Here is a 26641-nt window from a genome sequence, read left to right on the forward strand (position 1 = left end):
TTACTAGAAATGGAGAGTTCCATGAGCTCGAAGCTGAGCCCTGAGCACCTGCAAATCCTTGACCGCCTTGCCATCGAAGTCCCTTCCTGGGCCTATGGAAATTCGGGCACCCGCTTCAAGGTCTATTCGACCCCCGGGACCCCGCGCGATCCCTTCGAAAAAATCGCCGATGCGGCTGAAGTCAACCGATTGACCGGACTGGCTCCCTCGGTGGCCCTGCACATTCCGTGGGACAAGGTCGAGGACTTCACCGTGCTGCGCGAGCATGCAGAAGGCCTGGGCGTCAGCCTCGGAACCATCAATTCGAATACCTTCCAGGATGACGATTACAAGTTCGGCGCCTTGACCCATGAGGATCCGAAGATCCGCCGCAAGGCAATCGACCACCACCTCGAATGCATCGACGTAATGGATGCCACCGGAAGCCAGGACCTGAAAATCTGGCTGGCAGAGGGCTCGAACTATCCAGGCCAAGCGGATATGCGCGGGCGCCAGGACCGGCTAGGCGATTCGCTGGCCGAAATATATGCGCGGCTTTCCGGAGACCAGCGCCTGGTGCTGGAGTACAAGTTCTTCGAACCGTCCTTCTACCACACCGACGTGCCCGACTGGGGAACGTCCTATGCCCAGGTTGCGGCCTTGGGGGATCGGGCCATGGTTTGCCTGGACACCGGGCACCATGCGCCAGGCACCAATATCGAGTTCATCGTGATGCAGCTGCTGCGGCTTGGCAAGCTCGGATCCTTCGACTTCAATTCCCGCTTCTACGCGGATGACGACTTGATCGTTGGCTCGGCAGACCCGTATCAGCTGTTCCGCATCATGGCCGAGGTGATCCGCGGTGGCGGACTGGACCAGGACACGCCTGTGGCCTTCATGCTCGATCAGTGCCACAACGTGGAGAACAAGATCCTGGGCCAGATCAGAAGCGTCCAGAACGTGCAGGAAATGACGGCCCGGGCGTTGCTGATCGACCGCGTAGCGCTGACTGAAGCACAGATTTCCGGTGATGTCCTGGCCGCCAACGAGATCTTCATGGATGCCTTCTACACCGACGTGCGGGCCGACCTGGAAGCATGGCGCGCAACGCGCGGCCTGCCAGCCGATCCGATGCAGGCCTTCCGCACCTCCGATTACCAGAGCCGAATCGAAGCATCGCGCGCTGGTGGCGTGCAAGCAGGATGGGGAGCCTGATCATGAACACCGCAGCAAAGAAGCGCGGCATCTCCGGGTGGAAAGCCACCATTGCCGTAGCCATGAGCAATTACATAGAAGCCGGAGCCATCATTGCGCTGGCCACCAGCCTCAGCCTGTGGCAGGGCGCGTTCGGATTCGACGACGCGCTGGTCGGTGTCATCGCTGCCGTGTCGGCCAACGCGTTCGGCGCGGCCCTGGGTGCACTGATCGGCGGACCGCTCTGCGACCGTCTGGGCCGCAAGTTCATCTATACCTACGACCTGATCGTGTTCATGGTCGGCGCCCTGATGATCACCTTCTCCTCCGGTACGAGCCTGCTGATCATCGGCGTGGTCCTCATGGGCATTGCCGTGGGCGCAGGCGTTCCAGCCTCCTGGACCTACATTGCCGAGGAGGCTCCGCAGGAATCGCGTGCTGCGCACGTGGGCACCGCTCAGCTGGCGTGGTCGATTGGCCCAGCCATCGGTTTCGCGCTGGCGATCCTGGTTGAGCCTTGGGGCGTGAACGGCTCCCGGGCAATCTTCTTCCATCTTTTCCTGATCGCCGCTGTCACTTGGTGGGTCCGCCGCGGATTGCCCGAGTCCAGGAGGTGGAAGGAGCAACGTGCCGCGGAAACGGCTGCTGGCGTGAAAGCCTCGTTCTTCTCCGGCATGCGCGGGCTGCTGGCCGACCGCCGCAACTGGAGCGCGCTCTTCTTCCTGCTCGGCGTCTATGGGCTATGGAATACCGTGGCAGGGCAGGCTGGCATTTTCCAGCCTCGCGTCTATGCTGCCGCTGGCGTTGAATCCGCTACCCAGCAGAACCTGCTCCAGGTGCTGGTCTGGGTGCTGACCGCCGCCGCAACCTATTTCGGATTCATGAAATACGGAGACCAGGTCTCGCGGCGTTGGCTCTACTTCGGTGGCGCCCTGCTGGGTGTTGCGGCCTGGACCGTGCTGATCTTCGCTCCTCCAGGTGCCTTCTCCCTGCTGTTCTACGCAGTGGCCTGGGGCATCTCGGCGGGTATCGGCGCGCAGGCTTTCTACGGGCTATGGACCGCGGAGCTCTTCGCCACGCGCTACCGCGCCAGTGCACAGGGCGTGCTGTTCATGCTTGCCCGGGTGCTTGTCGGCCTGCTCTCGTTGGTGTTCCCGGTACTGCTCACCAACCTGGGCTTGGAAAAGCTTGGCCTCCTGATCATCGGCCTGCTGGTCGTCGCGTTGCTGATCGGCACCATTTGGGCGCCGGAAACGCGAGGCAAGTCGCTGGAAGAGATCGAACTGGAGCGCTATGGATATGAAACCAGGGCCACCAAAGTCGACGCCTGAGAACCACTGCCCCCATGCACATTAACGAGTCGGAAGACAAGAACACCATGAGCAACACCATCGCGACACGCACCACCGCACAGGAACTGATTCAACGATCCAACCGGTTGGGTGCAGACAAGAAGAACACCAACTACGCCGGTGGAAACACCTCGGCCAAGGGCACCGCGAAAGACCCGGTCACCGGTGAGCAAATTGAGCTGCTCTGGGTCAAGGGATCGGGCGGGGACCTCGGCACGTTGACCGAAAAGGGGCTGTCGACCCTGCGCCTGGACCGCATGCGCTCGCTGGTGGACGCCTACCCGGGCGTGGAGCGCGAAGACGAGATGGTCGCGGCCTTCGATTACTGCCTGCACGGCAAGGGAGGCGCCGCGCCATCCATTGATACCGCAATGCATGGGCTGGTCAACGCAAACCACGTCGACCACTTGCACCCGGACTCCGGCATTGCCATTGCCACTGCCAAGGACGGCCGGGAGCTGACCGCAAGGATCTTCGGCGACAAGGTGGCTTGGGTTGACTGGCGCCGCCCCGGATTCCAGCTGGGACTGGATATTGCCGCGATCAAGGACGCCAATCCGCAAGCCGTGGGCTGCATCCTCGGCGGCCATGGCATCACCGCCTGGGGAGATACCTCCCAGGAATCCGAGTCCAACTCGCTGTGGATCATCGACACCGCCGCTGCCTACCTTGACGAGCACGGCGCACCGGAGCCCTTCGGTCCTGTGGTTCCCGGATTCGAGCCGCTGGACGAGGAGGAGCGCCGGACCCGCGCCGCCGCATTGGCCCCGAGCATCCGCGGCCTGGCCAGCACCGACAAGCCCATGGTGGGGCACTTCAGCGATGACCAGCGAGTCCTGGATTTCCTCTCGCGCCAGAAGCTGGCGCAGCTGGCGGCCCTGGGCACCAGCTGCCCGGACCACTTCCTGCGCACCAAGATCAAGCCGATGGTGCTGGATCTTCCCGCTACCGCAGGCGTATCGGAGCAGATCGCTCGCCTGGAAGAACTGCATGCGCAGTACCGTGCTGACTACCAGGCCTACTACGAGGCCCACAAGGACCTGGACTCTCCGGCGATGCGCGGGGCCGACCCGCTGATCGTGCTGGTCCCGGGCGTCGGCATGTTCTCCTATGGGGCGAATAAGCAGACCGCACGGGTCGCTGGCGAGTTCTACCTCAATGCCATCAACGTCATGCGCGGCGCCGAAGCGGTCTCCAGCTATACGCCGATTTCCGATGCCGAGAAGTTCCGCATTGAATACTGGGCGCTGGAGGAAGCCAAGCTGCAGCGCATGCCCAAGCCCAAATCCCATGCCGGGCGCATCGCCCTGGTCACCGGTGCCGCGTCGGGCATCGGCAAGGCCGTGGCGCAGCGGCTGGCAGCCGAGGGAGCCTGCGTGGTCATCGCAGACCTGGACCTGGACAAGGCGCAGGCCGCCGCGGCGGAGCTGGGTACAGCAGATGTGGCCGTTGGCGTCGCCGCCAACGTGGCCGATGCGCACGCCGTGCAACGTGCCATCGATGAGGCGGTGCTGGCATTTGGCGGATTGGACCTGGTGGTGAACAACGCGGGCCTCTCGCTTTCAAAGCCCTTGCTGGAAACCACCGAGGCCGACTGGGACCTGCAGCATGATGTGATGGCCAAGGGATCGTTCCTGGTTTCCAAGGCCGCGGCCAAGGTGCTGATCGAGCAGAAGCTCGGCGGCGATATCATCTACATTTCCTCCAAGAACTCGGTCTTCGCAGGTCCGAACAATATTGCCTACTCGGCCACGAAGGCCGACCAGGCGCATCAGGTGCGCTTGCTGGCCGTAGAATTGGGCGAGCATGGCGTGCGCGTGAACGGCATCAACCCCGATGGCGTAGTGCGCGGCTCCGGGATCTTCGCCTCCGGCTGGGGTGCCCAGCGTGCGGCGACCTATGGCGTGGCAGAGGAGGATCTGGGGCAGTTCTACGCAAACCGCACGATCCTGAAGCGCGAGGTCATCCCGGAGAACATTGCCGATGCCGTGTTCGTGCTGACCGGGCCGGAACTGACCCGGACCACCGGATTGCACATTCCGGTGGATTCCGGAGTGGCGGCAGCCTTCCTGCGATGAGCAAGCAAGCAGAGAGCGCGCCGGTCGCAGCTATCGACCTCGGCGCCACCAGCGGACGTGTCATGATCGGCCAGATGGTGGACGGGAAGCTCCAGCTCACTGCCGTCCACCGTTTCGCCAACGGACCGGTTCCGCTGTCGAGCCTGGAACCAGGGGCGCGGCAAGAAGCGCTGGCCTGGGATATCGATGAGCTCTGGGCGCAAATTCGCCACGGCCTCTCGCTGGCTTTCGCGCAGCGCGGGGATATCGCCAGCATCGGGGTGGACTCCTGGGCGGTGGACTATGCGTTGCTCAAGGACGGCAAGCGCCTGGGAGAAGTGCGGCATTACCGGGATCCGCGCAATGAGCGCGCGGTTGCTGCGCTGGAACAGAAATTCAGCCGGCGCGAGTTGTTTGCACGCAATGGGCTGCAATTCCTTCCGTTCAACACCGTGTACCAGTTGCAAGCCGAGAAGTTGGAAAACCGGTTGGCGAACGCCGAGGCGCTGCTGCTGGTTCCCGACTATTTCAACTGGATGCTCACAGGGCATCGGCGCAGCGAGTGGACGAACGCTTCCACTACCGGGTTGCTGAACCACAGCACCGGTACATGGGACGAGGATCTGGTTGCTGAACTGGGGCTTTCGGGAAAGCTCGCGCAGCTAGTGCACCCTGGCCAGCCGGTGGGCGCACTGCTGCCCGAGCTGGCTGCGGAATTCGGAGCCAGCCACGAAGTCCAGGTAGTGGCGGTCGCTTCCCATGACACGGCCAGCGCAGTGGTCGCGACCCCGCTCTCCAGCGGGCAATCCGCCTATATCTCTTGCGGAACGTGGGGATTGGTTGGTGTGGAGCTGGACCGCCCGGTACTCACCGAGCAAGCGCATCAAGCGGGATTCACCAACGAGCTGGGGCTGGATTCCAGTGTCCGGTTCCTGAAGAACGTCGCCGGAACCTTTCTGCTCAGCGAGTCGATCCGCCAATGGAACGACGACGCGGAAGCCGCCGGAAGGGAAGAAACCAGCTTGGAGCAGCTCCTTGCCGAGGCCGCGGAATTGCCTGTTCCGCAGGTGCTGATCGATCCTCAAAGCGAGCGGTTCCTGGCTCCTGGCCAGATGGCCCAGCGCATCTGCGATGCGGTGGAAGCCGCCGGCGGGCAGCGCCCGTGCTCACCTGCCGAAGTGATCAGGGTAGTCGTCGAGTCGCTGGCTCAGAGTTTCGCCCGCCAAGCTGCAGAAGCCGCGCGGTTGGGTGGATTCGAGCTGGAGAACATCCATATTGTCGGAGGCGGCTCGCAAGGCCAGCTGCTGTGCCAGCGCACTGCAGACCATGCGCGCGTGCCGGTCATTTCCGGACCCGTGGAATGCACCGCCCTGGGCAACGTGCTCGTGCAGTTGCAAGCGGCTATGCCTGCGGGCGGTGATGCATTGAACCTGCGCGACGTGGTGCGCGACTCGGTGCCGCTAGGCGCCTACTCCCCGTCGCAGGCCCTGAAGCTGGCCTAGATCCGTGTGGGATATCTAGGCCGTCGTTGACCCTCCAGCCCGATGGGGCTGGAGGGTCGAACTTTTTACACCTTGCGCTGCACGAATACCACGGCATCCTCCAGGGTCGCCGGATTGCCATCGGGACCGATGATGGTGCGTTCGCGGACCTCGGCGCACAGCACCTCCCACTGCGCCGGATCCAGAGCCAAAGCTTCCAGTTCCTCTTCGGGGCTGGGGAACACGGGCATCTGGTGATCGGGCTTGCTGGCGAAGGACGGCATCGATGCATGGGACAGGGCCAGCAGGTGGCCGCCGGGTGCGACCAGGGTCGCTGCCTTGCGCAGGAAGCTGGCGCGAGGGAATTCAAAGGGTGCCTGGAAGAAGCTCAAGGTCACCAGGTCGAAGGTTTCCCCGGTATTCCACGCAGCCAGATCCGAGGCGATGAAGCGGGTCTGCCCCGCGTCCAGGCCGTGCTTGGCCGCTTCTTCCTGCGCGCGCTTCACCGCGGTGGGCGAGATGTCGACTCCGGTAGCCTTCCAGCCGTGGGTGGCCAGCCACAGCGCATCGCCTCCCTCCCCGCAGCCGATATCCAGCGACGTGCCGGGGGCCAGCGGGGCGACAAGGTTCTCGATGACCTGGTTGACCTTGCCTGACCAGACCCGCTCGGACTGGCCGTAGTGGTTCTCCCAGAAGGCGACATCATCATGTTCTTTGGTGTGGTGTTCGTGGTGGTGGCTCATTTTCGTTGTTCCCCATTCGTCAGTAAGGCCGTTGTTATCGACCCTACTGACGATCGACCCCATGCGCGATCAGTTTTGCGCCAGAGGCAAGAATCGCTGCTCCTACCTTGCACTGACCTTGCCGAAGAGCCGGGCTATGGATGCGAGGATCATTGGCCGGCAGGCCAGCCAGGCGCCGGCGATTACGAGCAGCGAGAGCGCGAAGAAGAGCAGTCCGGTCCAGTTATCCGCGTACGCGGCTGGATCCGTGGAACCCTGGGCCGCGTACATGTGGTTCAGGTTGCGCAGCGCCCCGGTGGAGAACACCAGGATCACGTGCACGAGGATGAACACAGCGAAGTACAGCATGGTTGGGAAGTGCAGCGCGCGGGCAACCTCGATCGGGTACTTCGCGGTCAGTGCTGGCATGTTCTTCGGCCAGAAGGCGCTGAGCCGGAAGCCGGTGATCGCCGCGACCGGGGCCGCGATGAACACGGTGGTGAAGTAGGCCAGCTGCTGCAGCGAGTTGTAGTTCACCCAGCCGTTTTCGGTGGGCCAATCCAGCGTCAGGTACTGCAAGGCCGCCGAAATCGCGTTGGGGAAGATCTCCCAAGACGTCGGGACGATGCGCATCCAGTGGCCTGTGGCGAACAGCAGCACGAGGAACACCAGGCCATTGATGATCCACAGCAGGTCAAGACCCTGATGCAGCCAGAGGTTGATGCTCACCTTCGGGCTGCGCTTCGACGACCAATAGGCAGGCGGCTTCTTCTGGTGCCTGACCAGCATGCCAGAACGGATGATCAGGACCATCAGGAAGAAGTTGAAGAAGTGGTTCCATGCTAGCCAGCCAGGGAACCCGAGAGGTGCCGAGTCCGGCAGGTGGTACTCACCCGGGTAGCGTTCCATGAATGACTCCACGGCATCGATGCCGGCAATGCCGCGGGCAACGAGCACCACGGCGGTGGCGATGCCCAAGGCGCAGAATGCGCCAAGGATTCCAGCCAGCACCCACTGCTTGGTCGTCAGCGGGCCATGCTTGGCCGCTTCTTTCTTGCTCTTCGCCGCTGCCTGGGGTGCCGGCTTGCTCGCGCGCCCGGCGGTCAGCGCGTTACTTGCCGCGGCTGCTGGCGCGGCAGGTTCCTGCGCACCCATGCGGGTACGGGCAGGAGCAGCCTGCACCTCGGCGGCCGCAGGCTCCGAGACCAGCGCGGCGCCGGATGCCTGGCCCACCGGATCCGCGGGTGCTGCCTCTGCCCTCGGCGGGATGGCCGGTGCGGCCTGGGCTTGGGCAGCTTCCGCAACCGGTGCCGGCGGGAGCGCAGGCGCTGGAGCCGCTGGAGCTGCGGCAACAACGGGAGCTGCCACGAATGAACTTGGCGGCCACGGTTCTGCACCGGCGGTGCGCGGCAGGCCACGGCGAACTGCTGGTGCCCCGGCACTGGAAACCGCTGTGGCCGGGGCGGTACCCGCGGTGGCAACTGGTTCGGGGGCCGCCGGCGCTGATTCAGCTACCGGTTCGGCAACCGGTTCGCCAACTAGCTCGGCAACCGGCTCGGGTGCTGGTGCAGCGGAAGCGTTCTGCGATGCGGCTGGAGCGTTCGCGGCGACCGGCGTTCCCGCAGGCGGCCACGGCCCGCCGCCGGCAACCCGTGGCAGGCCCTGGCGAAGAAGCCCGGCAACCGCGCCCTGATCTGCAACAGGTTCCGCGGCCGGTGCGCTGGCTCCGGAACTAGCAGATGCTTGGCCAGGCGTTGGTTCCGCAGGCACCGACGGGCCAACGGGCTGGTCGAGAACTGGTTCTGCAGCATCCTCGACCGCGCTAGGCCCTGCCGGGACCGCGGCGCCTGCAGCGGGAGCGAACAGCTCGGCTGGCGGCCAGGGATCGCCGCCGGCCACGCGCGGCAGCCCCTGGCGGATGGATTGGTTTGGTGCGTTCATGGCGATCAGGCCTTGCGTGCTTCCAAGGCGGAAATCAGCTGGGGCACGACCTTGAAGACATCCCCCACCACGCCGAAGTCGGCGATCTCGAAGATCGGCGCATCGGCATCCTTGTTGATGGCGATGATGGTCTTGGCGGTCTGCATGCCCGCCTTGTGCTGGATGGCTCCGGAAATGCCCAGTGCCACGTACAGCTGGGGAGAAACTGCCACGCCGGTCTGGCCCACCTGGGCGGCATGCTCGACGTATCCGGCATCCACCGCCGCACGCGACGCGCCCACGGCAGCACCCAAGGCATCGGCCAGCTGGTGCACCAGGTCGAACTGCTCCGCGCTGCCCAACCCACGGCCACCGGAGACCACGCGTGCCGCGGAACGCAGCTCGGGACGGGTGGATGCCGTTTCGGCCGTTCTCAGTTCCTTGACCTCGACCTCCGGCTTGCCGCTGGCGGCTACCTCCAGCGGGATCGCGCTCGCCGGTTGGGCCTGGGCACGCTCTTCGATGCTGCCCACGCGCACGGTGATCACCGGCGCGCCGAAGGTCGGGGCGCTGTGGGTCGAATACGCGCCGCCGTAGATCGAGTGGGCTGCGATGATTCCCTGGTCATCACGCGAAACACCGAGCGCATCGACGCTCAGCGCCAAGCGGTGGCGCACCGCGAAGCGTGCGGCCACTTCGCGCGAAGCCAGGGTATGCCCCAGCAGCACGGCTTGTGGCTGGATTTGCCCGAAGGCCTGCTGCAGCGCGTCAGCCATCGGCGCGGTCAGCACTGGAGAATCGACGGCGGCGGTGAGTACCTGCGCGGCGCCAGACTCGCTGGCTTGCGCCGCCAGTGAATCAAGGGATCCGGCCGGAGCGGCGAGAAGCGCTACCGGGGTGCCCACGGCAGAGGCGGCGCCGAGCAGTTCCGCGTGGTTCTTGGCCAGCGTTCCAGTGGCCGTGGTCTCGAGGAAAACAAGAATTGAATCAGAAGCAAAGGAAGTCATGGTTTTCTTTCCGCTCACACCAGGTTGTTCTTGACGAGGAATTCGGCCACTGCGTTACCGGCATCGCCGTCATCGGCAATGACAGTTCCGGCGGTGCGGGGCGGGCGCTGGGCCACCGAAACCATGATGGAACGCGCAGTATCCGCAGGCAGGGACTCGACGCCCAAATCGGCCAGGGACAGGGACTCGACCGGTTTCTTCTTCGCGGCCATAATGCCCTTGAAATTCGGGAAGCGGGCATCTGGCAATGCCTCGGTGATCGAAGCGACCGCTGGCAATGGAGCGCTGATCTGGGCGGCAGCGCCATCCAGCTCGCGCAATCCGCTGATCGCGCCGTCGGCAATTTCTACCGAGGACAACGAAGTCGCCGCCGGAAGATCAAGCAGGTCGGCCAGCATGACTGGGAGCATGCCCGCGGAGCCGTCGGTGGACATGTTGCCGGTGAGGACCAGATCGTAGCTGCCTCGGCGCAAAGCCGCCGCCAGGACCTGCGCGGTGAGGACCAGATCGGCGCCGAGAAGCTCCTCGTCGCTGATATGCACGGCGCTGGCAGCGCCCATGGCCAAGCCCCTGCGCAGGGTGGCTTGAGCTGAATCCGGGCCCATGGTCAGCACGGTGATTTCAGTTCCAGGGTTCGCATCAGCATGCTTCAGCGCAACTTCCAGGGTCCGCTCGCCGATTTCATCGAGCACCACTTCTGAAGCGGCACGGTCGGCCAGGCCGGTCTCCAGATCCAGCAGGCGGTCCTCTCCGGTATCTGGGACTTCTTTGATCAAAACCGCGATCTTCATTATTTTCTCCCTCTTATCGCAGTAGCATCTGCCAGGACAGCCGATGGCCGGAAATCACCAATGATCCGGGGCTTCGCGGACCACTGAAGCGGCCCCCGCCGAAACTACTAGGAAATCCAAGTTCATTAATAGGCCACGGCGCAGATTTTCTGCAGAGCTGAAAGCATTGTGTCGCAGGCTACGTCTGTCTTTGCTGTTCATCTTGTCGGATTCAGCGCCATTGGTCAATGAAAGTGGACAAGAAAACAGCAAGTGAGCACCTTGAACACCAAAGGTCCACGATCCGGCGGGGTCATCCGGGCATGCTTCCACGCAGGTGAGCCGCATCGCGCTATTCGCCCGGCTTCGGGCGGGCACCGTAGGCTTTAACCAGAGACCAATTTCGGAACCAAAGGACGGCTCATGGCCAGCAAAAAGCGTCAAGGCAAGAAGAACTCGGGCGCAGGAAATCCTGCCAAGGCGGCAGCGCGCGGCCGCAGCGTGTTCCTGATCCAGGCTGAACAGCAGATCAATGCGCTTCGCCAGGACTACACAACTTGGGTAGCGCAGCAGGTTCCTGCCTTTTCGCCTGAACAGGCGGCGCAGGCAGCGGGCATGCAGCTGGACGTCATCGGACAGATCGCCGGCCAGTACGCCGAGAACGCCCGCAGCTCGAACCTGTTCGACCTGGACATCGATGTCTTCGGCGAGACTCTGGCCGAGCACCTGGGCAACCTGCCGGAATCCTTGGCTCCGGAGCCGATCTTCACCACATGGCTGGAATACTTCAGCTTCATCGAGCAGCGCATGCTCTGGCAGGGCCCTGCGGAGAACCTCGAAGCCCTGCGCGAGATGCTGGAAGATACGCTCAATGGTTTTGCCGAGGGCGACGCGGAGCTATGCGGATTGCTGCGCGAAACCAGGTTGTTCAGCCAGGTCAAGGCCTATGCCCAGGCGGTGGCCGAAGGCGTGGACATGGAGGACTTCAGTGCAGCAGCCGAAGCGCCGCGCGCCAAGGTATTGACTGCCGTTGGCCTGGATGCCGAAACCTTCGACCCGGAAGGCCCGGCGCCACTAGCCTTCAACTACATCTGGAGCGCCGGCCGGATGTCCGTCGTGGAGTCGGAAGGATCGGTGCTGCGCACGGATCCGGACGCCTACGAATTGCTGGTTGCCGGCGAGGAAGCGGGCAGCGCGCAGCTGCTCTTCGAGATGGCTGTCGGTTGCGTCCAGGCGCACCTGAACCCGACCTTCGATGTCACCTTGCGGGATGAAGCCCATTACCTGGTGCTGCGCAACCTGCTGGTCACCGCATCCACCGGCCGCGAAGGGGACTTGGAGGGCCTGCGCCGCAACTGCGGCCCGAAGATCTACGATGCCGTGCTTCCAGAAGCCCGCACCGCCATGGATTCCTTGGTCGGCTACGGTCTGATTTCCAAGGACGGCGAGCGCTACAGCATCGACGAGCGCCTGGTTCCGGTCATCTCCGCCGGCATCTCAGAGGTCGAGGCCTTCTTCGAAGAAGCCGAATAAGGCAGGGGATGATACCCGCAGAGGCACCAGTCTGCGGGTATCATCCAACCTAGGAAGATATTCGCTAGTAGCAAGCAGGCAATCGCTAATGGGCAAAAAAATCAGTTGGCCAATGAGCTGGCTGGCTGCAGCCAGCGGGATCCTCTTTGCGGTGCTGCTGCTGATCGTGGATCCGCTGATCGCGGATGCCCCATGGTGGTCCGAACCCGACCTGTGGGTGCCCTTGGCGTTCCCGCTGCTTCCATGGCTGGCAGTTGCCGGCGTGATGGCATGGCTGGGAAGCGCAACCGAGCGCTGGCTGCACGCTCTGGTGTTCAGCTTCAGCGCCCTGGCCGCCGGGGTGATTCCCGGCCTTTTCTGGACGCTACTGCTCTTTGACGCTTTCCCGGATTCCGCCAGCCCGCAGCTTCCCATGGCCGTCTCGCTATTCTCGGGTGCGGTGGCAATTGTGCTGGGTGCAGTTGCAGGCGGGCGGGCAATTTTCAGGGGTTTCAGGAAGGCCCGGCTGGCCGCCGTGGCGAACTAGGCGGCGGAGCGAAGCCCCTGGAGGCTATCGAGCCTGGTCGTCCTGCCGCGAGGCAGCGATGGAGATCAGTTTCCGCAGCACCTCCAGGTCGATGTCCTCCAACTTTTTCACGTACACGCAACCGGCTCCCTCGGTGTATTTGCCCAGCTGCGGCAAGAGCTGGGCGCCCTCGGGAAGGTCCTTCAGCCCGTAGAGCGAGAGCTGGGCCTTGCGCGGCGAGAAACCGGTCTTGGGCCAGATGCCCGTGGTGCGCGCATTGGCAGGGGAGATGTAGGTGTAGCTTCCGTAGCCCACCATGCTCGGTCCCCACATCACCGGCTGCTCGCCGGTGGCTTCGCGGAAGATGCGGTCCAGTTCGTGGCCGTCAACCCGGCGCTTGGCCGGGGTTGCCGCCTCAATGAATTCCTCCACGCTGGCCTCAGTTGGAAGGGTCTTCTGACTTGTTGGCAAGTGATGCCTCCTCGGGTGCTCCAGGTGATTCGGCCTGGAAAATTGTCGACAGCTTGCGGTACTGGCTGGTGCCCATGGCCAGCAGCGCCACCACAATCATGATCAGCCCGCCGGCCAGGAATATCAAGGCGATGCCGCGCGCCTGGCCTTGCCCCACCAGCCAGCCGAATCGGTCGTCGCCCGCTGGCGAGCGCATGAAGGGGATGACCAGGTACTGGGCTATCGGCGCGATCAGGAAAGCGGTAATCGGCGCCGCGGCGGCTTCCATCATCTGGGCGAAGCCGAACACCCGGCCCTGGCGGCGGAAGGTGACCACCTTCTGGATCACCGTTTGCTCCGAGGCTTCCACCGCCGGGATCAGCATCATGTAGAGCCAGATGCCCAGCACATAGAGCCACGTCCATTCGCGGATGGTGAAGATCGCGCCGAGGAATCCCATGACGGCAACCAGCAGGAGCATGGTGCGGATCGGGTTGGCCCCCAGGCCGAACTTGGCGATGGCCAAGCCGCCGATGATGAAGCCGGTGGATGCCAGCCCGAAGGTGATGCCCCAGGCTTCGACCGGCATGATGGTCAGCCCGTAGGGATCCATCAGCGCCATGTAGGTGCCGCCGATGAAGTTGTTGAACATCGAGAAGATGATCAGCGCGAATAGGCCAGGGATGGCCATCACTGTAGTGAAGCCCAGGCGCAGGTCGCTGGTCTTGGTCCGCCCTTCCTCCTTTTCCGGTTCCTCCTCCGGGATGGAGATGCCCAAAAGGTGCAGCATCGTGACCACGACCATCACGATGGCAATGGCCAGCGTCCATCCCATCCCCAGCAGCCCGATGGACAGCCCGGAGAACACGCTGGTGATGATGAAGGCGATGCCCTGCACCGTGCCTACCAGTCCGTTGGCATTGGCATGGCGCTCGACCGGGATCAGCAAGGTGACCGTCGTGGACAGCGCGATGCCTCGCATCTGCTCCACGATCGCGCCGAACAGGATGACCAGGCAGAAGATCCAGAATTGCCATCCTCCGATATCCAGGATGTCCTTCGTGGGCAGCCAGAGGTAGATCAGCCCAGCCAGGGAAAAGGCCACAGCGGTGATCATCGCGGAGAAGACGAAGACCGATTTCTTGCGGTGGTTGTCCACGATCGTCCCGAAAACCATGGAGAACACGGAGATCAGCAGCATGAATGCGCCGCCGATGATGCCGGTGGCCATGACGTTCTCGGTCTCCAGGTACACCCAGAAGGTCAGCGCGAACCACAGGTAGCTGGTGGTGAGGTTCGCGACGGCGGTGTTGACCAGGATGTGCATGAAAGAGCGCTGGCCCTGCGGCGGAACTTCGGGGTTCTGGCCGTGGGCCGGCGGGAGATCAGGGGGTCCTTCATCGCGCATGGGCAAGCCTGCTTCGAAAAAGTGGCTGGAGGTCGTAGTAAAAGAATACGCCGATGCATTGATAGGCAACAGGTGTGAATTCAGACGATCGAAAACATAGTAGTCAGATGCCTAGCCCAAGCCTAGGCATAACCCTAGTGTGACCGCCCGCACTTTCTGCCAAAGTTGAATCCATGCAAACCGGCTGCAGCGGTTTCCCCTTTAAACGAGCATTGAATGGACGGAGCACACCACGCCATGACCGAGACCCTGAACGAGGTATCCAGCCTGCTGGATAACGCGCTGGTTGACAGCCCGGAAACCGGAGAGTTCCGCGCCAATCGAAATATCTTCACCGACGAAGAGATTTTCGAGATGGAAATGAAGCACATCTGGGAAGGCAACTGGGTGTATCTGGCCCACGAGTCCCAGATCCCGAACATCGGCGACTACTACACCACCAACATCGGCCGCCAGCCCATCATCATCTCGCGCAACAAGCAGGGCGAACTCAACGCGCTGATCAACGCCTGCAGCCACCGCGGAGCCATGCTCTGCCGGCGCAAGACCGATAACCGCACCACCTTCACCTGCCCGTTCCATGGCTGGACCTTCAACAACTCCGGCAAGCTGCTCAAGGTCAAGGATTCGCGGGGAGCTGGCTACCCGGAGCAGTTCAACAAGGACGGCTCCCACGATTTGACCAAGGTCGCCCGTTTCGAGAACTACCGCGGTTTCCTCTTCGGCTCGCTGAACGCCGATGTCCTGCCGCTGGAAGAGCACCTGGGCGAGGCCACGAAGATCATCGACATGATGGTTGACCAGTCCGAAGAAGGCCTGGAAGTGCTGCGTGGCGCCTCGACCTACACCTATGACGGCAACTGGAAGCTGCAAGCGGAGAACGGCGCCGACGGCTACCATGTCTCGGCCACCCACTGGAACTACGCCGCCACCCAGGCCCGCCGCGCCAACGGCGAATCCTCCAACGACACCAAGACCATGGACGCCGGCGGCTGGGACAAGCAGAAGGGCGGCTACTACTCCTTCGAGCACGGCCACCTGCTGCTGTGGACCGAATGGCTGGATCCGGCCAACCGCCCGCTGGCCGAGAAGCGCGACGAGCTGGTTGCCAAGTTCGGCGAAGCCAAGGCCGACTGGATGATCGGCATTTCGCGCAACCTGTGCCTGTACCCGAACGTGTACCTGATGGACCAGTTCGGCTCGCAGATCCGCGTCTTCCGGCCGATCTCCGTGGACAAGACCGAGGTGACCATCTACTGCTTCGCCCCGGTGGGCGAATCGGACACCGCGCGCGCGGCCCGCATCCGCCAGTACGAGGACTTCTTCAACGCCTCGGGCATGGCCACCCCGGATGACCTGGAAGAATTCCGCTCCTGCCAGAAGACCTACCTGGCCACCTCGGCGCAGTGGAATGACCTCTCGCGCGGCCAGGCCCACCAGATCACCGGCCCGGATGAGAACGCGGACAAGGTGGGCCTGAAGCCCATCTCCTCCGGAGCGCGCACCGAGGACGAGGGCTTGTACCCGATCCAGCACGGCTACTGGCTGCAGACCATGCGCCAAGCCGTGGATAACGAACGCGAAGCACAGAACTAAGGTCGAAGGGACAAGACAGATGAGCACCATCGCACTGACCGAGGCGCCGACTTCCAACGGCGCAGTCACCACCGCGGATATCGCGCAGTTCCTCTACCAGGAAGCCCGCTTCCTCGATGACCGGGACTTCGACCGCTGGCTGGACTGCTACCACCCGGAAGCCACCTTCTGGATGCCGGCCTGGGCCGATGACGAGCAGCTGACCGAAGACCCGCAGCGCGAGATCTCGCTGATCTACTACGCTAACCGCGGCGGCCTGGAAGACCGCGTCTTCCGCATCAAGACCGACCGCTCCTCGGCCACCTCGCTGCCCGAGCCGCGCACCGGGCACAACATCACCAACGTGGAGATCGTTGCAGTGGACGGCGACAAGGTGGACATCCGCTTCAACTGGTTCACCCTGTACTACCGCTACCAGAACGTGGACACCTACTTCGGCACCTCGTTCTACACGATCGACTACTCCGGCACCGCGCCGGTGATCACCGCGAAGAAGGTCGTTCTGAAGAACGACTACATCCACCACGTGGTGGACATCTACCACATCTAAGCGACACCCATTGGGCGGCGGGGCCTGTGCAGGTCCCGCCGACTCGCCCATCCCCGAATCCTGTGAAATGAGCATGCCATGTCCCACCAGGTAGCCCTCGCCTTTGAAGACGGAATCACCCGCTTCATCAAGGTCGGCGCGAACGAAACCGTCGCCGATGCCTCCTACAAAGCCCGCATCAACATCCCGCTGGACTGCCGCGACGGCGCCTGCGGCACCTGCAAGGCCTTCTGCGAGTCGGGCAAGTACGACGGCGGCGACTACATCGAAGAAGCCTTGACCGACGACGAGGCAGAGGCCGGATACTGCCTGCCCTGCCAGATGGTCCCCGAATCCGACCTCGTGCTGCAGATCCCGACCACCTCGGATGTCGCCAAGACCTCGGCCGCCTCCTTCGAATCCACGCTGAGCGAGATCCGCCGCATCTCCGAAACCACCTACGCCTTCAGCCTCGAGGTGGACAAGCGCGAAGACCTCTCCTTCCTGCCGGGCCAGTACGTGAACATCGAGGTCCCCGGCTCCGGCGGGCAAACCCGTTCCTACTCCTTCAGCTCGGGCCCGGAAGTGGACATCGTCTCCTTCCTGATCCGCATCACCGATGGCGGTCTGATGTCCACCTACATGCGCGATACCGCGCAGGTGGGCGACCGCATCACCTTCACCGGCCCGATGGGCAGCTTCTTCCTGCGCGAACCCAAGCGCCAATCGCTGCTGCTCGCCGGCGGTACCGGCCTGGCCCCGCTGCTGGCCATCCTGGAGAAGCTGGCCGGCATGGACAACCCGCACCCGGTGCACCTGATCTACGGCGTGAACACCGACATCGACCTGGTCGAACTCGATGTGCTGCAGGACTACACCCAGCGCATCGCGGGCTTCAGCTTCGACACCGTGGTGGGTGACCCGGACAGCGCTTCGCCGAAGAAGGGCTACGTCACCAACCACTTCGAGCCGCAGCACCTGGCCGAGGGCGACGTGGATATCTACCTTTGCGGCCCGCCTCCGATGGTGGAGGGCGTGCGCCGCCACCTGGAAGCCGAAGGCCTCAAGCCGCAGAATTTCTACTACGAGAAGTTCGCGCTGGCCGTCGTTCCGGACGCCGAGCCTGCCGCCCCGGCTGCCGAGGCGTCCGCCGCGCAAGCCGCCGCCGACCAGGGCTACGAAATCGGCGAGGAGCACGCCAGCTTCGAGGCCCAGTTCGATGCGCGCATGGCCTTGGAACTGGCCGTCGTCGAGCTGACCATGGGCAAGCTGGCCGAGGGCCAGCTGGGCGAATTCAAGGTCCTGGCCGAACTGGCCGGCAAGACCCTGGACGGCGAGAAGTTCATCAACGCCGAGGAATTCACCGTCACCAATGACGCCTTCCACGAATTCCTGTTCAAGGCCGTGGGCAACGAGCACCTGCTGCAGGCCTACCGCCGCCTGGACGTGCCGGCGCTGATGGCCGCCGTGCTGCGCCAGGAGCACTGGATCGACGGGGCCGTGGACGCCGACCACCTGGGCATCGTCGCCGCTTTCGAGAAGCAGGACATCGCCGCTGCCCGCGCGGCGATCACCGCGCACAACCAGCACGCCAAGGCCACCATGGCCGCCGCTTCCAAGGCAGCGGCCCAGTGAGCGCCGTGCTGCCCGAGTCCTTCCATCCGGGCCGCTTTGCCGGCAAGGTCGTCATGGTCACCGGCGCCGCCCAGGGCATCGGCTGGTCCGTGGCCCGGCGCATCGCCGCCGAGGGCGGGGAAATGGTGCTCGTGGACCGCGCGGCGCTGATCCACGAGGTGGCCGGGGCCCTGCGCGCCGACGGCGCCACCGCGCTGAGCGTGACCGCCGACCTGGAAACCTACGAGGGCGCGCTGGCTGCGGTCACCGCCGCGAAGGACCAGTTCGGACGCATCGATGTGCTGGTCAACAACGTGGGCGGAACCATTTGGGCCAAGCCCTACGAGCACTACGCGCCCGAGGAGATCGAAAAGGAAATCCGGCGATCGCTGTTCCCGACCTTGTGGATGTGCCGTGCGGTCTTCGAGGAAATGGTCCAGGCCCGATCCGGAACCATCGTGAACGTCTCCTCGGTCGCCACCCGCGGCATGAACCGCGTCCCGTACGCGGCGGCCAAGGGCGGGGTCAAGGCCATCACCTCGGCGCTGGCCATGGAGGGCGCCGAGTTGGGCATCCGCGTGGTCGCCACCGCGCCGGGCGGCACCGAAGCCCCTGAACGGGTAGTCAAGCGCGGGCCGGCGCCCACCGGCGAGCAGGAAAAAGCCTGGTACCAGGCCATCGTGGACCAGACCGTGGACTCAACCTTGCTCAAGCGCTACGGCACCTTGGACGAGCAGTCGGCGCCCATCGTGTTCCTGGCCTCGGATGAGGCCTCCTACATCACCGGTTCCACCCTCGCGGTGGCCGGAGGAGACCTCGGCTAGCGGCAGTCCCGGCACCACAAACGCACCACCATGGAACAAACGGCTCGTGATCACGGGCCGTTTGTTCCATCCAGCACCAACCCGGCCGTGCTTCCAGCGCCGGGCACGTATTTTCCGGGGAACAACGAGGTTCCCCGGTCACCGCAAACGAACGGAAAAACACGTGAATACCAGCCCAATGACATCCAGCACTGCCGCCAATGGCGCCGTGCGCTGGGTGGTGGTGATCGCCGCCATCGCCCTGATCTTCGACGGCTACGACCTGGTGGTTTTCGGAACCATCGTCTCCACGCTGCTGGCGGACCCCAGCCAGCTCGGCCAGCTCGATGAAGCCGCCGCCGGATTGCTGGGCAGCTACGCGCTGCTCGGCGTGATGGTCGGTGCGCTGTCCACCGGCGCGATCGGCGACTACATCGGCCGGCGCAAGGCGATGATCACCGGCATCATCTGGTTCTCCGTCGGCATGGGCCTGACCGCGCTGGCGCCCGACACCCTGTGGTTCGGCATCCTGCGCTTCCTCACCGGCATGGGCGTGGGCGCGATCGTGGCCACCGCTGGCGCGGTGGTGGCCGAGTTCGCCCCGAAGAACCGCCGCAACTACTACAACGCGATCGTCTACTCGGGCGTGCCGGCCGGAGGCGTGCTCGCCTCGCTGCTGGCCATGGTGCTCAGCGACGTGATCGGCTGGCGCGGGCTGTTCCTCATCGGCGCGCTGCCGCTGCTGTTCCTGCTGCCGATGGCCTGGTTCAAGCTGCCCGAATCCCCGCAGTGGCTGCTCTCCCGCGGCCGCGTGGCCGCAGCCCGCGAGGTGGCTGCGCGCACCGGAATGCTGCTGGAACTTCCCAGCGACGCCGATGCCGGGCAGCTGAAGGCCGAACGTGTCGGCTTCGCCGCGCTGGCCACCAGGCGCTACGCGCTGCCTACCGCACTGCTGGGCATGATGAGCTTCGCCGGACTGCTGCTGACCTATGGGCTGAACACCTGGATGCCGGAAATCATGCAGCAGGCAGGCTACGGCAAGTCCCATTCGCTGCTCTTCTTGCTGGTGCTGAACCTCGCCGCGGTCTTCGGCGGGCTGCTGGCTTCGGTGGCCGCCGACCGCGTCGGCCCCAAGCAGGTCGTGGCGCTGACCTTCTTCCTGGCCGCGCTGGCAATGGTGCTGCTGACCCTCAAGCTCCCGCTGGGCTTGCTGCTGTCCCTGGTGGCAGTGGCAGGTGTGGGAACCATCGGCACGCAGGTGCTGATCTACGGATTTGTGTCGAACTACTACCACAGTGCCGCCCGCGGGGCCGGGGTGGCCTGGTGCGCCGGATTCGGCAGGCTGGGCGGGATCTTCGGCCCGCTGCTGGGCGGAGTGCTGCTTTCGGCGGGAGTTTCCCCGGGAACCGCATTCTATGTCTTCGCCGCAGTTGCTATCGTTGGAACGCTGGTCACCACCTGCGTCCCGATGACCCGTTCGGCCGCGCAGCGCAGCGCGCAAGAAGAGCTGGCTGCCGCGGGAGCAGGGAAGTAGCAGCACATCGAAACGCAACGCGGCGACGCAGGAAGGCTGGTGAACGCCATGCTCAGTGCCCAGCAGGGCCAGGATGCGCTCATCGGCCTTTCCCGCGAAGTCCAGCAAACTGGCAGTACCCTGGCCGTGCTGAAGGGTCCGCGCGGCAGCGGCAAGAGCACGATCATCAAGGCGCTGCTAACCCGGTTGGCCAGCCAATCGGTGCAGCTGGTGACCGCTTCGCGCTGGGAAACCGCGCAGCCCGGAGCCGCCTTGGGCCCGTTGCTGCAACGCAGCCACGCAGGCTCGGCCGGGGCGCTGGGCGAGGCCTTGCTGGAATACCTGCGCAGGGAGGCGCCGCAACCCCGTGTGCTGGTGCTGGAAAATGCGCAATGGGTCGATGACCTGAGCTTCCAGGCGCTGCACTACGCCTGGCGCCGCTTGCGCAATGAACCGGTACTCATCGTGCTGGTGATGCGCGACCAGAACCTGGCCAGGCTTTCACCGGAAACCCGGGAATTCCTGGCCGACAGCCAATTGAAGATCCTGCAGCTTCAAGTGCCCGATCCAACGCATGCGCGCGAGATTATCTGCGCCAGGACGGGGATCGACCTGCCTCCCATGGCCGTCGAGCAGCTGGTGGACTACACCGAGGGCAACCTGCAGGTGGTCATCGAGCTGGCCCAGGAGAATCCGGAGCACAGCTGGGAGCAGTTCGACCGCTGGCCGCCTGCCCCTCGCGCCCTGTCGTTGCACGTCATCGAGCTATTGGAGGGGTTGGAACCGCGGGCGCGGGCGCTGCTGGAAGCGGCCGCGGTGCTCGGCGCGCAGGCCCGGATCGACAATATCGCCAAGCTGGTGGGCGAGGATGATCCGCTGCTGCCGATCCAGCAGATTCTCGACTCCTCGCTGGCGCAAACCCACGGCCATAGCGGGAAGGTGCGGCTCGGGTTCGAGAACGCATTGACCCAAATGGCTGTCTACCATCAGATCCCGCTGAGCACCCGCATCCGGTTGCATGCTTGCGCCGCGGACATCGTCGAGGACCAGGGGGCCAAGCTGGGCCATCGGGCCGATGCGAGCATCCTGCCCGATGGCAGCTTGTCGATGGAACTGCAAGACTACGCGCGGTCCCAAGGCAAGCGGGGCGAGTGGTCTTCGGCCGCTACCGCGTACTTCAGGGCCATGCACTTGTCCCCGGAACCGATGCGCCGCGACTCCCTGCTGCTCAACGCAGTGGATGCGATTGTCGCCGCCGGCGAGCTGCCGCGGGCGCAAACCTTCGCGCATCAGCTTTCGAGCTTGGAAAGCAGTCCGGAACGGGACGTGCTTTCCGGATACATCTCGATCCTGCAAGGCCGCGCCAACACCGCGCAGCGCTGGCTGTCCAGTGCCTGGCAGAACGCGGTCCAGCATCAGGACAACGATGTGATGGCCGCGATCGCCCAACGCCAAGTCCTCGATTCGCTGTGCCGTTTGAAGGGGCAGAAGATCATTGACTGGGCTGAGCAATCGCTGCGCCTTGCCCAGGTGGGCAGCCCGCTGGCCATTGAGAATGCAGCCATCCAAGGGCTCGGCCTGGCGATGATGGGCCGGGCTGATGAGGGGGAGCAGGTCTTGATGGACCTGCTGGCCACCCTTCCGGCAGGAGCACAGCGCCAGCGCGCAGAAATGTCACTGGGCTGGGTCTACCTCGCGACCGATCGCGTGGAGCTAGCCCGGCACGAGCTCTCCGCAGCCAGCTCCACGGACTTCAGCGATGGTTCCCTGCGCATCTCGCTGTGGGCCAAAGCCTGGTCGGCGCGCGCTGAATTCCTCATGGGCGACTGGGACCAAGCGCTGGAGACGGTTCGATCCGCGCAGTCCCTGCAGGAGCGTTCTGAAATCCAGATCCTGCGTCCGCTGATCCAGCTGACCGCGGTGCAGATTCACGCATTGCGCGGCAATTGGGAGCAGGCGGATCTGCACCTACGCAAGTCGTGGGCACGCACCGGAAGCTATGCCATTATGGAGATGCCTTACCGGATGGCGCGGGCCGAGATTGCCCGGGCGCAGGCAAACCATGAAGAGGTTGTGCGGACGCTGGAACCATTGCTTCGGCTGGACCGTACGCAGGGCATCGACCAAGCAGGTTTCTGGACCTGGCAGGATACATACGCCATGGCGCTAATCCGTTGCGAACGCCTGGATGAAGCAGAAAATTTCGTACAGCCGTTGCTGGAGAGTGCTCTCGCTTCAGGCCACCAGAGCGGAGCCGCTCGATTCCTGAGCGTGCAAGGCACCTTGCTGGCAGCCCGCGGTGATATCGACGCAGCCCGTTTGGCCTTTGAAGATGCCATCCGCCGTTTGGAAGGCATCGGGTCGGTCTACCACCGGGCAAAAATTGATTTCTACTACGGGCAATGCCTGCGCCGAGCCGGCAAGCGAGCCGAATGCGTTGCGCCGTTGACCCGCGCGCTGGCGATTTTCACGCACTTCGATGCATCCGTGTACATCGACCGCTGCACTCGTGAGCTCCAGGCAAGCGGAACCGGGATGCTGCGCAGGGAGAGTGCTGACTGGTCGACGCTGACGGCGCAGGAACAAGCCGTGGCCAAGCTGGTTTGCGAAGGTGCAAGCAATCGACGTGTCGCTGAAGAGCTGTATATAGGAACCAAGACAGTGCAATACCACCTGACCAAGATCTACACGAAGCTGGCGGTCTCAAACCGTACTGAGCTTGCTGCGCTGGCGCGTTTCGACCTTGAAGGATAGTGCCTTCCGACTGAAAAAAATTTTCATTCCCGAGGGCAGCAGAACCATGCGGAGTTCGAGTTGACCTACGCGCTGTGACTGTAGATTTTCTTCATTCAGCACGAATCGCTTGAATCGAACGCGGCCGGGATTCTTGATTCAGGCCGCGTCCAGCATTGCAACCAGACTCAAAGCCGTTGCTCCTGCGAAGTATGGGTGGTGTGGTGGTGCTAGTGACTGAAAAAATTTATCGCTCGAAATCCAAATCAGGTACTGGCTCTAGCTGGTTTCGGTTCCGGGCAGGCCCTCATCTTGGCCGAGCCCCAGTACTCGCCGCACTTCGGGGGTCAATTGCACCTCGCAGGCCGCAGCCTCCTGGGGACGTTGAGGACAACGATCGTTGACATGATCAAATTTCTCCACGTTGTCCACGCTCTCGGGAACCGTGATTGACCGCAGCCCGTGCGGAGATACCCACGTCTTGGAGCCATCCGGGCAAGCGAAGACCTTCCAGCCAAGCGCGTGCTTGTACATCTGATGCTGCTTGCACAAGAGATGAGTGTTCTGCCGGGTAGTGTGGCCGCCCTGTCCATACGCTTCGATGTGATCAATTTCCGAACGATCGGGCAGGCGGCGGCAACCAGGGAAACCGCAATGCTGGTCGCGGTAACGCAGCAAATCGCGCAACCCCTGGGAAGGCCGATATTTCTTGGGCTCCACATCAATTGCGGCTCCCGTCCACGGGTCGGTCAGAACGCGCTGGAACGACGGAGCATCCGCGGCGATTTCCAACGCTACGCCGATTGGGATCGGCCCGTAACCTTCCAAATCAGCGAGGGCGCGAGCGGGATTCGCGAGCATTTCAATGGCTGGGATCGTGATGGCAACCCGTGGCTTCAGCGGCATGCCTTCCATTCCGGGCCAGCCATGCAGATACACGTCCGCAAGCACATCGGCTTCAACCTGCGTTTGCGTGCGCAGATCCTTGGAATCAGTGATCTGGGCGGCTGCCTGCTTTATCGAGTTGCGAATCGAATGGATGACATCAGCGCGGTGATGCAGCTGCAAGGTAGCCATGCCATTCTCCTCATTCCACACCTTGAGATTACGGGCTGCGAATGCGTTCTTCTGCCGGTTCTCTGCCGAATTGGGATTCATCCGGTCGTGAAAGCGACGGGCCCGCTGGTAGACGGTCTCGTCGCAGGCTGTTCTTGCCAGAGGCAGCAAATTTTCCTCCATGCGGCCGACCTGCTCCGGGGAAAGGTCTTGCGAGTATTTGACGATGTCGTGGGCGGCCTTAACGGTAATCTCACCTGCAGCGAGCGCGGCAAGGGTGGCTTTGCAGGCGTGGCGCAAGCCCTTGGCATGGAACATCCGCTTGCTGGCTTTACGGACGGATTCGCGCAATGCGACAGCTGACTCAGCTACGAAATTGGAGTTGATGACCTGCTCGCTGCCACGGTCTATGCCATAGTATTCGGCACTCTTGCTGGCTTCGGCTTCCTCGTCTGGGGTGTGGGCATGCTCGGTGGCAATCAGGTCATTGAAGGACGCGCTGACCTGCTCGACTCCGTCTGCCAGTAAAACGCAGATAGCGGCTTCAGCGCTGCTCATCAGGCGTTGGAGTTTCTTCAGGCGTTCCAATGCGTCTCCGGGCCCATCCACGGGGCCCGCATTGAATAGTTCGTCGGCAACCTGCTTGATGGGTCCGAAGAACAACTGGTGCTCGCGATGGGCGTCGAGCGCTGACGCTCTGTGCGACTCCATGCGGGTGCCCGGCGGGCGCAGTGGAAGGCGATGTTCATCGTCGTGATCGTCTAGATATGCGGGAATAGTCATAGTTAACGTTCGCGCAGATTATCGACAGTATCTTCTGGTTCGAAACCAATTGTGGATAAGTTCTAGAAAGTTTATACGAATGCGATTAAGCGTGGTTCTGGCGCGAAAATCGCTGGACCAGGGGAGGCAGTAATGGGTGCCGTGCTAGTTGCTAGTTGGATGCAGGGGGCGTGGCGGCCGGGTGAAGGCAGTTCGGATGCCAAGGGCTGCCATGGCTGCGAGTATGGCAAAGGCGAGGACGCTGGCCATGTACAGGGGTGCGGCTAGATTCGAGGCGGCATCGGCGTTCCAATCGGCAAAGGTGTCGCCCACCGAGTTCATATTGGCGAAAGAAGCGAAGAAATAAGCCGGTGCGCCTAAGGCAATGATCAGGCTCCAAGCTCCGATAGCCGCCCAGGCGGGCAGCTTGCGTCCGGCGGAAACTACCGGAACGAGCCAAGAAATGGCGAGGGCGGTTCCAGTGGCTGCGAAGACCCACCCTCCAAGCGAGTCGTAATTCTGGTCCATTGAGGCCATCTCGGAAATGGTTTCATCGAGGGAGAGTCCACTTGCTGCGGTCACGGCCCAATTGTTCATGAGCAGTGAGCCGTAAGCCGCGTAGGCCACGATCATGGCGAACCCGGAGATGGCTAGAAGTTTACGCATGTCAGTAGCCTAACAGTGCACTAGTCAACTTGGTGGGATAACCAATACGCGTATGAGTTGGGCGTCCATGCTACTTCCTTGCGCGATCAAGCTGTCCTGAGGCCAGCTGCCTGTATTCCAGTGCAAGAATCCGTGAATCAGATGCCCTTAGTCGGTAAGGTGCATTATGGGCCGATCGGGCGCCAAAAGCGATCGCGCGAGCGACATCACCCAGCGCCGCAATGCAGCGCCAACCGTTAGAAGGAGACTAGGGATGATCTTCACCAAAAAAGGCGACGCCGCAGTTCTGGCCAAGCTCAGCACAGCTCCAGCACCCTATCGCGAGATTGCCGAACGGCTTCACGCCATAATCATGCAGAGCGCACCATCGCTGGAGCCGATCGTCCGCTGGGGACTTCCGTTCTACGTCCGGGATGGCAAAGACGTCTGCTACATCAAGCCTGACAAGGACTTCGTAGCTTTCGGTTTTGGAGAAGTCGTGAATCCAGCCTACGAGGAAGGCTCCCGCATGCATCCAGTTGCATGGACTATCACCTCGCTGGATTCTGCAACGGAAGACAGGATCCGGGACCTGGTGAAGAAGGCCGCGGGCTGATCCCGAGCAAGCTAGCTGGCCGCAAGATGAACAGTGCGCCCGCTGCAGGCAGCCGCATTGCCTGGAGTCCGTCCTCAGGTGCGCCGAAGGTCCCGGCAGCGTCATTGCTGTCGGGACCTTCGGCTTCGCGTCGGTAGTACTGAGGGCAAAAGCCTAGGCGGCAAGCATCGAGATGCCGTGCTCCTCTTCTGGTATCCATCCGGTCCAGGCCCAGTGGTTCTGGGGTTCGCTGGTATCGGCAGCTCGGTGCGCGATGGATTGGGGTTGGAACTTCCCGGCTGGATCGTTCAGTGTTGAAGCATTCATGCTGCGCTCCCATTGGATTGGCGGGTGTTCGCCCGTTCGTCGAGGTTCCGGGTACGGCAACGGCGGGGGTCCGGCCAATGCTGCCGGGAC

The 26641-nt window shown here is 63.3% G+C and carries 22 protein-coding genes; 13 read left to right on the forward strand and 9 right to left on the reverse strand.

Annotated features, from left to right (window positions below; translation table 11 throughout):
• Window positions 1-21: 21 nt before the first annotated feature.
• Genes rhaI through EDF61_RS09085 form a run of 4 tightly spaced genes read left to right on the forward strand, consistent with a single transcriptional unit; the run spans window position 22 to window position 6084 of the window.
• A complete protein-coding gene (gene rhaI / locus EDF61_RS09070; RefSeq protein ID WP_105656500.1) occupies window positions 22-1194 on the forward strand; it encodes an L-rhamnose isomerase in 1173 nt (390 codons plus the stop codon).
• A gap of 2 nt (window positions 1195-1196) precedes the next feature.
• On the forward strand, window positions 1197-2504 hold the full coding sequence (locus EDF61_RS09075; protein ID WP_208294243.1) for an MFS transporter: 1308 nt from the start codon (window positions 1197-1199) through the stop codon (window positions 2502-2504).
• A gap of 47 nt (window positions 2505-2551) precedes the next feature.
• On the forward strand, window positions 2552-4603 hold the full coding sequence (locus tag EDF61_RS09080) for a bifunctional aldolase/short-chain dehydrogenase (RefSeq protein WP_133833975.1): 2052 nt from the start codon (window positions 2552-2554) through the stop codon (window positions 4601-4603).
• Entirely contained in the window at window positions 4600-6084 is a 1485-nt protein-coding gene (locus EDF61_RS09085; protein ID WP_133833869.1) for a rhamnulokinase, read from the forward strand. The genes EDF61_RS09080 and EDF61_RS09085 overlap by 4 nt, the downstream gene beginning before the upstream one ends.
• A gap of 65 nt (window positions 6085-6149) precedes the next feature.
• On the opposite strand, the gene EDF61_RS09090 is transcribed toward EDF61_RS09085, so the two are convergent.
• The 4 genes from EDF61_RS09090 to EDF61_RS09105 form a co-directional block, all read right to left on the reverse strand.
• On the reverse strand, window positions 6150-6806 hold the full coding sequence (locus EDF61_RS09090) for a class I SAM-dependent methyltransferase (protein WP_105656498.1): 657 nt from the start codon (window positions 6804-6806) through the stop codon (window positions 6150-6152).
• Window positions 6807-6908: 102 nt separating this feature from the next.
• Window positions 6909-8726, reverse strand: coding sequence for a cytochrome b/b6 domain-containing protein (locus EDF61_RS09095; protein ID WP_133833870.1), 1818 nt, complete (start codon window positions 8724-8726; stop codon window positions 6909-6911).
• Window positions 8727-8731: 5 nt separating this feature from the next.
• A complete protein-coding gene (locus EDF61_RS09100) occupies window positions 8732-9712 on the reverse strand; it encodes an electron transfer flavoprotein subunit alpha/FixB family protein (RefSeq protein ID WP_133833976.1) in 981 nt (326 codons plus the stop codon).
• A 14-nt stretch (window positions 9713-9726) separates the two neighbouring features.
• Window positions 9727-10503, reverse strand: a complete 777-nt coding sequence (locus EDF61_RS09105) for an electron transfer flavoprotein subunit beta/FixA family protein (RefSeq protein WP_133833871.1) — start codon at window positions 10501-10503, stop codon at window positions 9727-9729.
• Window positions 10504-10905: 402 nt separating this feature from the next.
• Here EDF61_RS09105 and EDF61_RS09110 point away from each other — a divergent pair, with 402 nt between their 5' ends.
• A complete protein-coding gene (locus EDF61_RS09110) occupies window positions 10906-12015 on the forward strand; it encodes a hypothetical protein (protein ID WP_133833872.1) in 1110 nt (369 codons plus the stop codon).
• An 88-nt stretch (window positions 12016-12103) separates the two neighbouring features.
• On the forward strand, window positions 12104-12541 hold the full coding sequence (locus tag EDF61_RS09115) for a hypothetical protein (RefSeq protein ID WP_133833873.1): 438 nt from the start codon (window positions 12104-12106) through the stop codon (window positions 12539-12541).
• 24 nt (window positions 12542-12565) lie between these two features.
• Here the strand turns inward: EDF61_RS09115 and EDF61_RS09120 are convergent, their stop codons facing one another.
• Together EDF61_RS09120 and EDF61_RS09125 are read right to left on the reverse strand one after the other, a co-directional pair.
• Window positions 12566-12991, reverse strand: a complete 426-nt coding sequence (locus EDF61_RS09120) for a DUF1801 domain-containing protein (RefSeq protein WP_105656492.1) — start codon at window positions 12989-12991, stop codon at window positions 12566-12568.
• Window positions 12960-14378 (reverse strand): MFS transporter, encoded by a 1419-nt coding sequence (locus EDF61_RS09125; RefSeq protein ID WP_105656491.1) that lies wholly within the window; start codon window positions 14376-14378, stop codon window positions 12960-12962. The genes EDF61_RS09120 and EDF61_RS09125 overlap by 32 nt, the downstream gene beginning before the upstream one ends.
• A 237-nt stretch (window positions 14379-14615) precedes the next feature.
• Here EDF61_RS09125 and benA point away from each other — a divergent pair, with 237 nt between their 5' ends.
• From benA to EDF61_RS09155, 6 genes are all read left to right on the forward strand, one after another.
• The gene (gene benA / locus EDF61_RS09130) at window positions 14616-15974 is read left to right on the forward strand and encodes a benzoate 1,2-dioxygenase large subunit (RefSeq protein WP_133833874.1); all 1359 of its coding nucleotides are present in this window, start codon (window positions 14616-14618) and stop codon (window positions 15972-15974) included.
• A 19-nt stretch (window positions 15975-15993) separates the two neighbouring features.
• Window positions 15994-16524: a benzoate 1,2-dioxygenase small subunit gene (gene benB, locus EDF61_RS09135; protein WP_105656489.1), complete on the forward strand. Its 531-nt coding sequence runs from the start codon at window positions 15994-15996 to the stop codon at window positions 16522-16524.
• A 78-nt stretch (window positions 16525-16602) separates the two neighbouring features.
• On the forward strand, window positions 16603-18138 hold the full coding sequence (benC, locus tag EDF61_RS09140; RefSeq protein ID WP_133833875.1) for a benzoate 1,2-dioxygenase electron transfer component BenC: 1536 nt from the start codon (window positions 16603-16605) through the stop codon (window positions 18136-18138).
• Entirely contained in the window at window positions 18135-18941 is an 807-nt protein-coding gene (locus EDF61_RS09145) for a 1,6-dihydroxycyclohexa-2,4-diene-1-carboxylate dehydrogenase (protein WP_133833876.1), read from the forward strand. Before benC ends, EDF61_RS09145 begins: the two co-directional genes overlap by 4 nt.
• Before the next feature lie 178 nt (window positions 18942-19119).
• The gene (locus tag EDF61_RS09150) at window positions 19120-20454 is read left to right on the forward strand and encodes an MFS transporter (RefSeq protein WP_133833877.1); all 1335 of its coding nucleotides are present in this window, start codon (window positions 19120-19122) and stop codon (window positions 20452-20454) included.
• A gap of 48 nt (window positions 20455-20502) precedes the next feature.
• Window positions 20503-23187, forward strand: coding sequence for a LuxR C-terminal-related transcriptional regulator (locus tag EDF61_RS09155; RefSeq protein WP_286172192.1), 2685 nt, complete (start codon window positions 20503-20505; stop codon window positions 23185-23187).
• Window positions 23188-23445: 258 nt separating this feature from the next.
• On the opposite strand, the gene EDF61_RS09160 is transcribed toward EDF61_RS09155, so the two are convergent.
• Together EDF61_RS09160 and EDF61_RS09165 are read right to left on the reverse strand one after the other, a co-directional pair.
• Window positions 23446-25005 (reverse strand): HNH endonuclease signature motif containing protein, encoded by a 1560-nt coding sequence (locus EDF61_RS09160; RefSeq protein WP_133833879.1) that lies wholly within the window; start codon window positions 25003-25005, stop codon window positions 23446-23448.
• A gap of 144 nt (window positions 25006-25149) precedes the next feature.
• Window positions 25150-25650, reverse strand: coding sequence for a hypothetical protein (locus EDF61_RS09165; protein ID WP_133833880.1), 501 nt, complete (start codon window positions 25648-25650; stop codon window positions 25150-25152).
• 253 nt (window positions 25651-25903) lie between these two features.
• Between EDF61_RS09165 and EDF61_RS09170 the strand changes: the two genes are divergently transcribed.
• The gene (locus EDF61_RS09170) at window positions 25904-26245 is read left to right on the forward strand and encodes a DUF1801 domain-containing protein (RefSeq protein WP_286134079.1); all 342 of its coding nucleotides are present in this window, start codon (window positions 25904-25906) and stop codon (window positions 26243-26245) included.
• Between the two features lie 153 nt (window positions 26246-26398).
• Here the strand turns inward: EDF61_RS09170 and EDF61_RS18785 are convergent, their stop codons facing one another.
• Window positions 26399-26551 carry a hypothetical protein gene (locus tag EDF61_RS18785; protein WP_166650756.1) on the reverse strand — a complete coding sequence of 51 codons (153 nt, stop codon included), beginning with the start codon at window positions 26549-26551 and terminating at the stop codon, window positions 26399-26401.
• Between the last annotated feature and the right edge of the window lie 90 nt (window positions 26552-26641).

This window comes from Arthrobacter sp. JUb115, assembly GCF_004365035.1.
Classification (GTDB): Bacteria; Actinomycetota; Actinomycetes; order Actinomycetales; family Micrococcaceae; genus Glutamicibacter.

Coding starts and splice junctions, on each gene's coding strand:
- EDF61_RS09085 (WP_133833869.1), top strand. CDS start 4,600: ATGAGCAAGCAAGCAGAGAGCGCGCCGGTCGCAGCTATCGACCTCGGC.
- EDF61_RS09105 (WP_133833871.1), bottom strand. CDS start 10,503: ATGAAGATCGCGGTTTTGATCAAAGAAGTCCCAGATACCGGAGAGGAC.
- benB (WP_105656489.1), top strand. CDS start 15,994: ATGAGCACCATCGCACTGACCGAGGCGCCGACTTCCAACGGCGCAGTC.
- EDF61_RS09160 (WP_133833879.1), bottom strand. CDS start 25,005: ATGACTATTCCCGCATATCTAGACGATCACGACGATGAACATCGCCTT.
- EDF61_RS09110 (WP_133833872.1), top strand. CDS start 10,906: ATGGCCAGCAAAAAGCGTCAAGGCAAGAAGAACTCGGGCGCAGGAAAT.
- benA (WP_133833874.1), top strand. CDS start 14,616: ATGACCGAGACCCTGAACGAGGTATCCAGCCTGCTGGATAACGCGCTG.
- rhaI (WP_105656500.1), top strand. CDS start 22: ATGAGCTCGAAGCTGAGCCCTGAGCACCTGCAAATCCTTGACCGCCTT.
- EDF61_RS09075 (WP_208294243.1), top strand. CDS start 1,197: ATGAACACCGCAGCAAAGAAGCGCGGCATCTCCGGGTGGAAAGCCACC.
- EDF61_RS09090 (WP_105656498.1), bottom strand. CDS start 6,806: ATGAGCCACCACCACGAACACCACACCAAAGAACATGATGATGTCGCC.
- benC (WP_133833875.1), top strand. CDS start 16,603: ATGTCCCACCAGGTAGCCCTCGCCTTTGAAGACGGAATCACCCGCTTC.
- EDF61_RS09115 (WP_133833873.1), top strand. CDS start 12,104: ATGGGCAAAAAAATCAGTTGGCCAATGAGCTGGCTGGCTGCAGCCAGC.
- EDF61_RS09100 (WP_133833976.1), bottom strand. CDS start 9,712: ATGACTTCCTTTGCTTCTGATTCAATTCTTGTTTTCCTCGAGACCACG.
- EDF61_RS09080 (WP_133833975.1), top strand. CDS start 2,552: ATGAGCAACACCATCGCGACACGCACCACCGCACAGGAACTGATTCAA.
- EDF61_RS09170 (WP_286134079.1), top strand. CDS start 25,904: ATGATCTTCACCAAAAAAGGCGACGCCGCAGTTCTGGCCAAGCTCAGC.
- EDF61_RS09155 (WP_286172192.1), top strand. CDS start 20,503: ATGCTCAGTGCCCAGCAGGGCCAGGATGCGCTCATCGGCCTTTCCCGC.
- EDF61_RS18785 (WP_166650756.1), bottom strand. CDS start 26,551: ATGAATGCTTCAACACTGAACGATCCAGCCGGGAAGTTCCAACCCCAA.
- EDF61_RS09165 (WP_133833880.1), bottom strand. CDS start 25,650: ATGCGTAAACTTCTAGCCATCTCCGGGTTCGCCATGATCGTGGCCTAC.
- EDF61_RS09125 (WP_105656491.1), bottom strand. CDS start 14,378: ATGCGCGATGAAGGACCCCCTGATCTCCCGCCGGCCCACGGCCAGAAC.
- EDF61_RS09150 (WP_133833877.1), top strand. CDS start 19,120: ATGACATCCAGCACTGCCGCCAATGGCGCCGTGCGCTGGGTGGTGGTG.
- EDF61_RS09095 (WP_133833870.1), bottom strand. CDS start 8,726: ATGAACGCACCAAACCAATCCATCCGCCAGGGGCTGCCGCGCGTGGCC.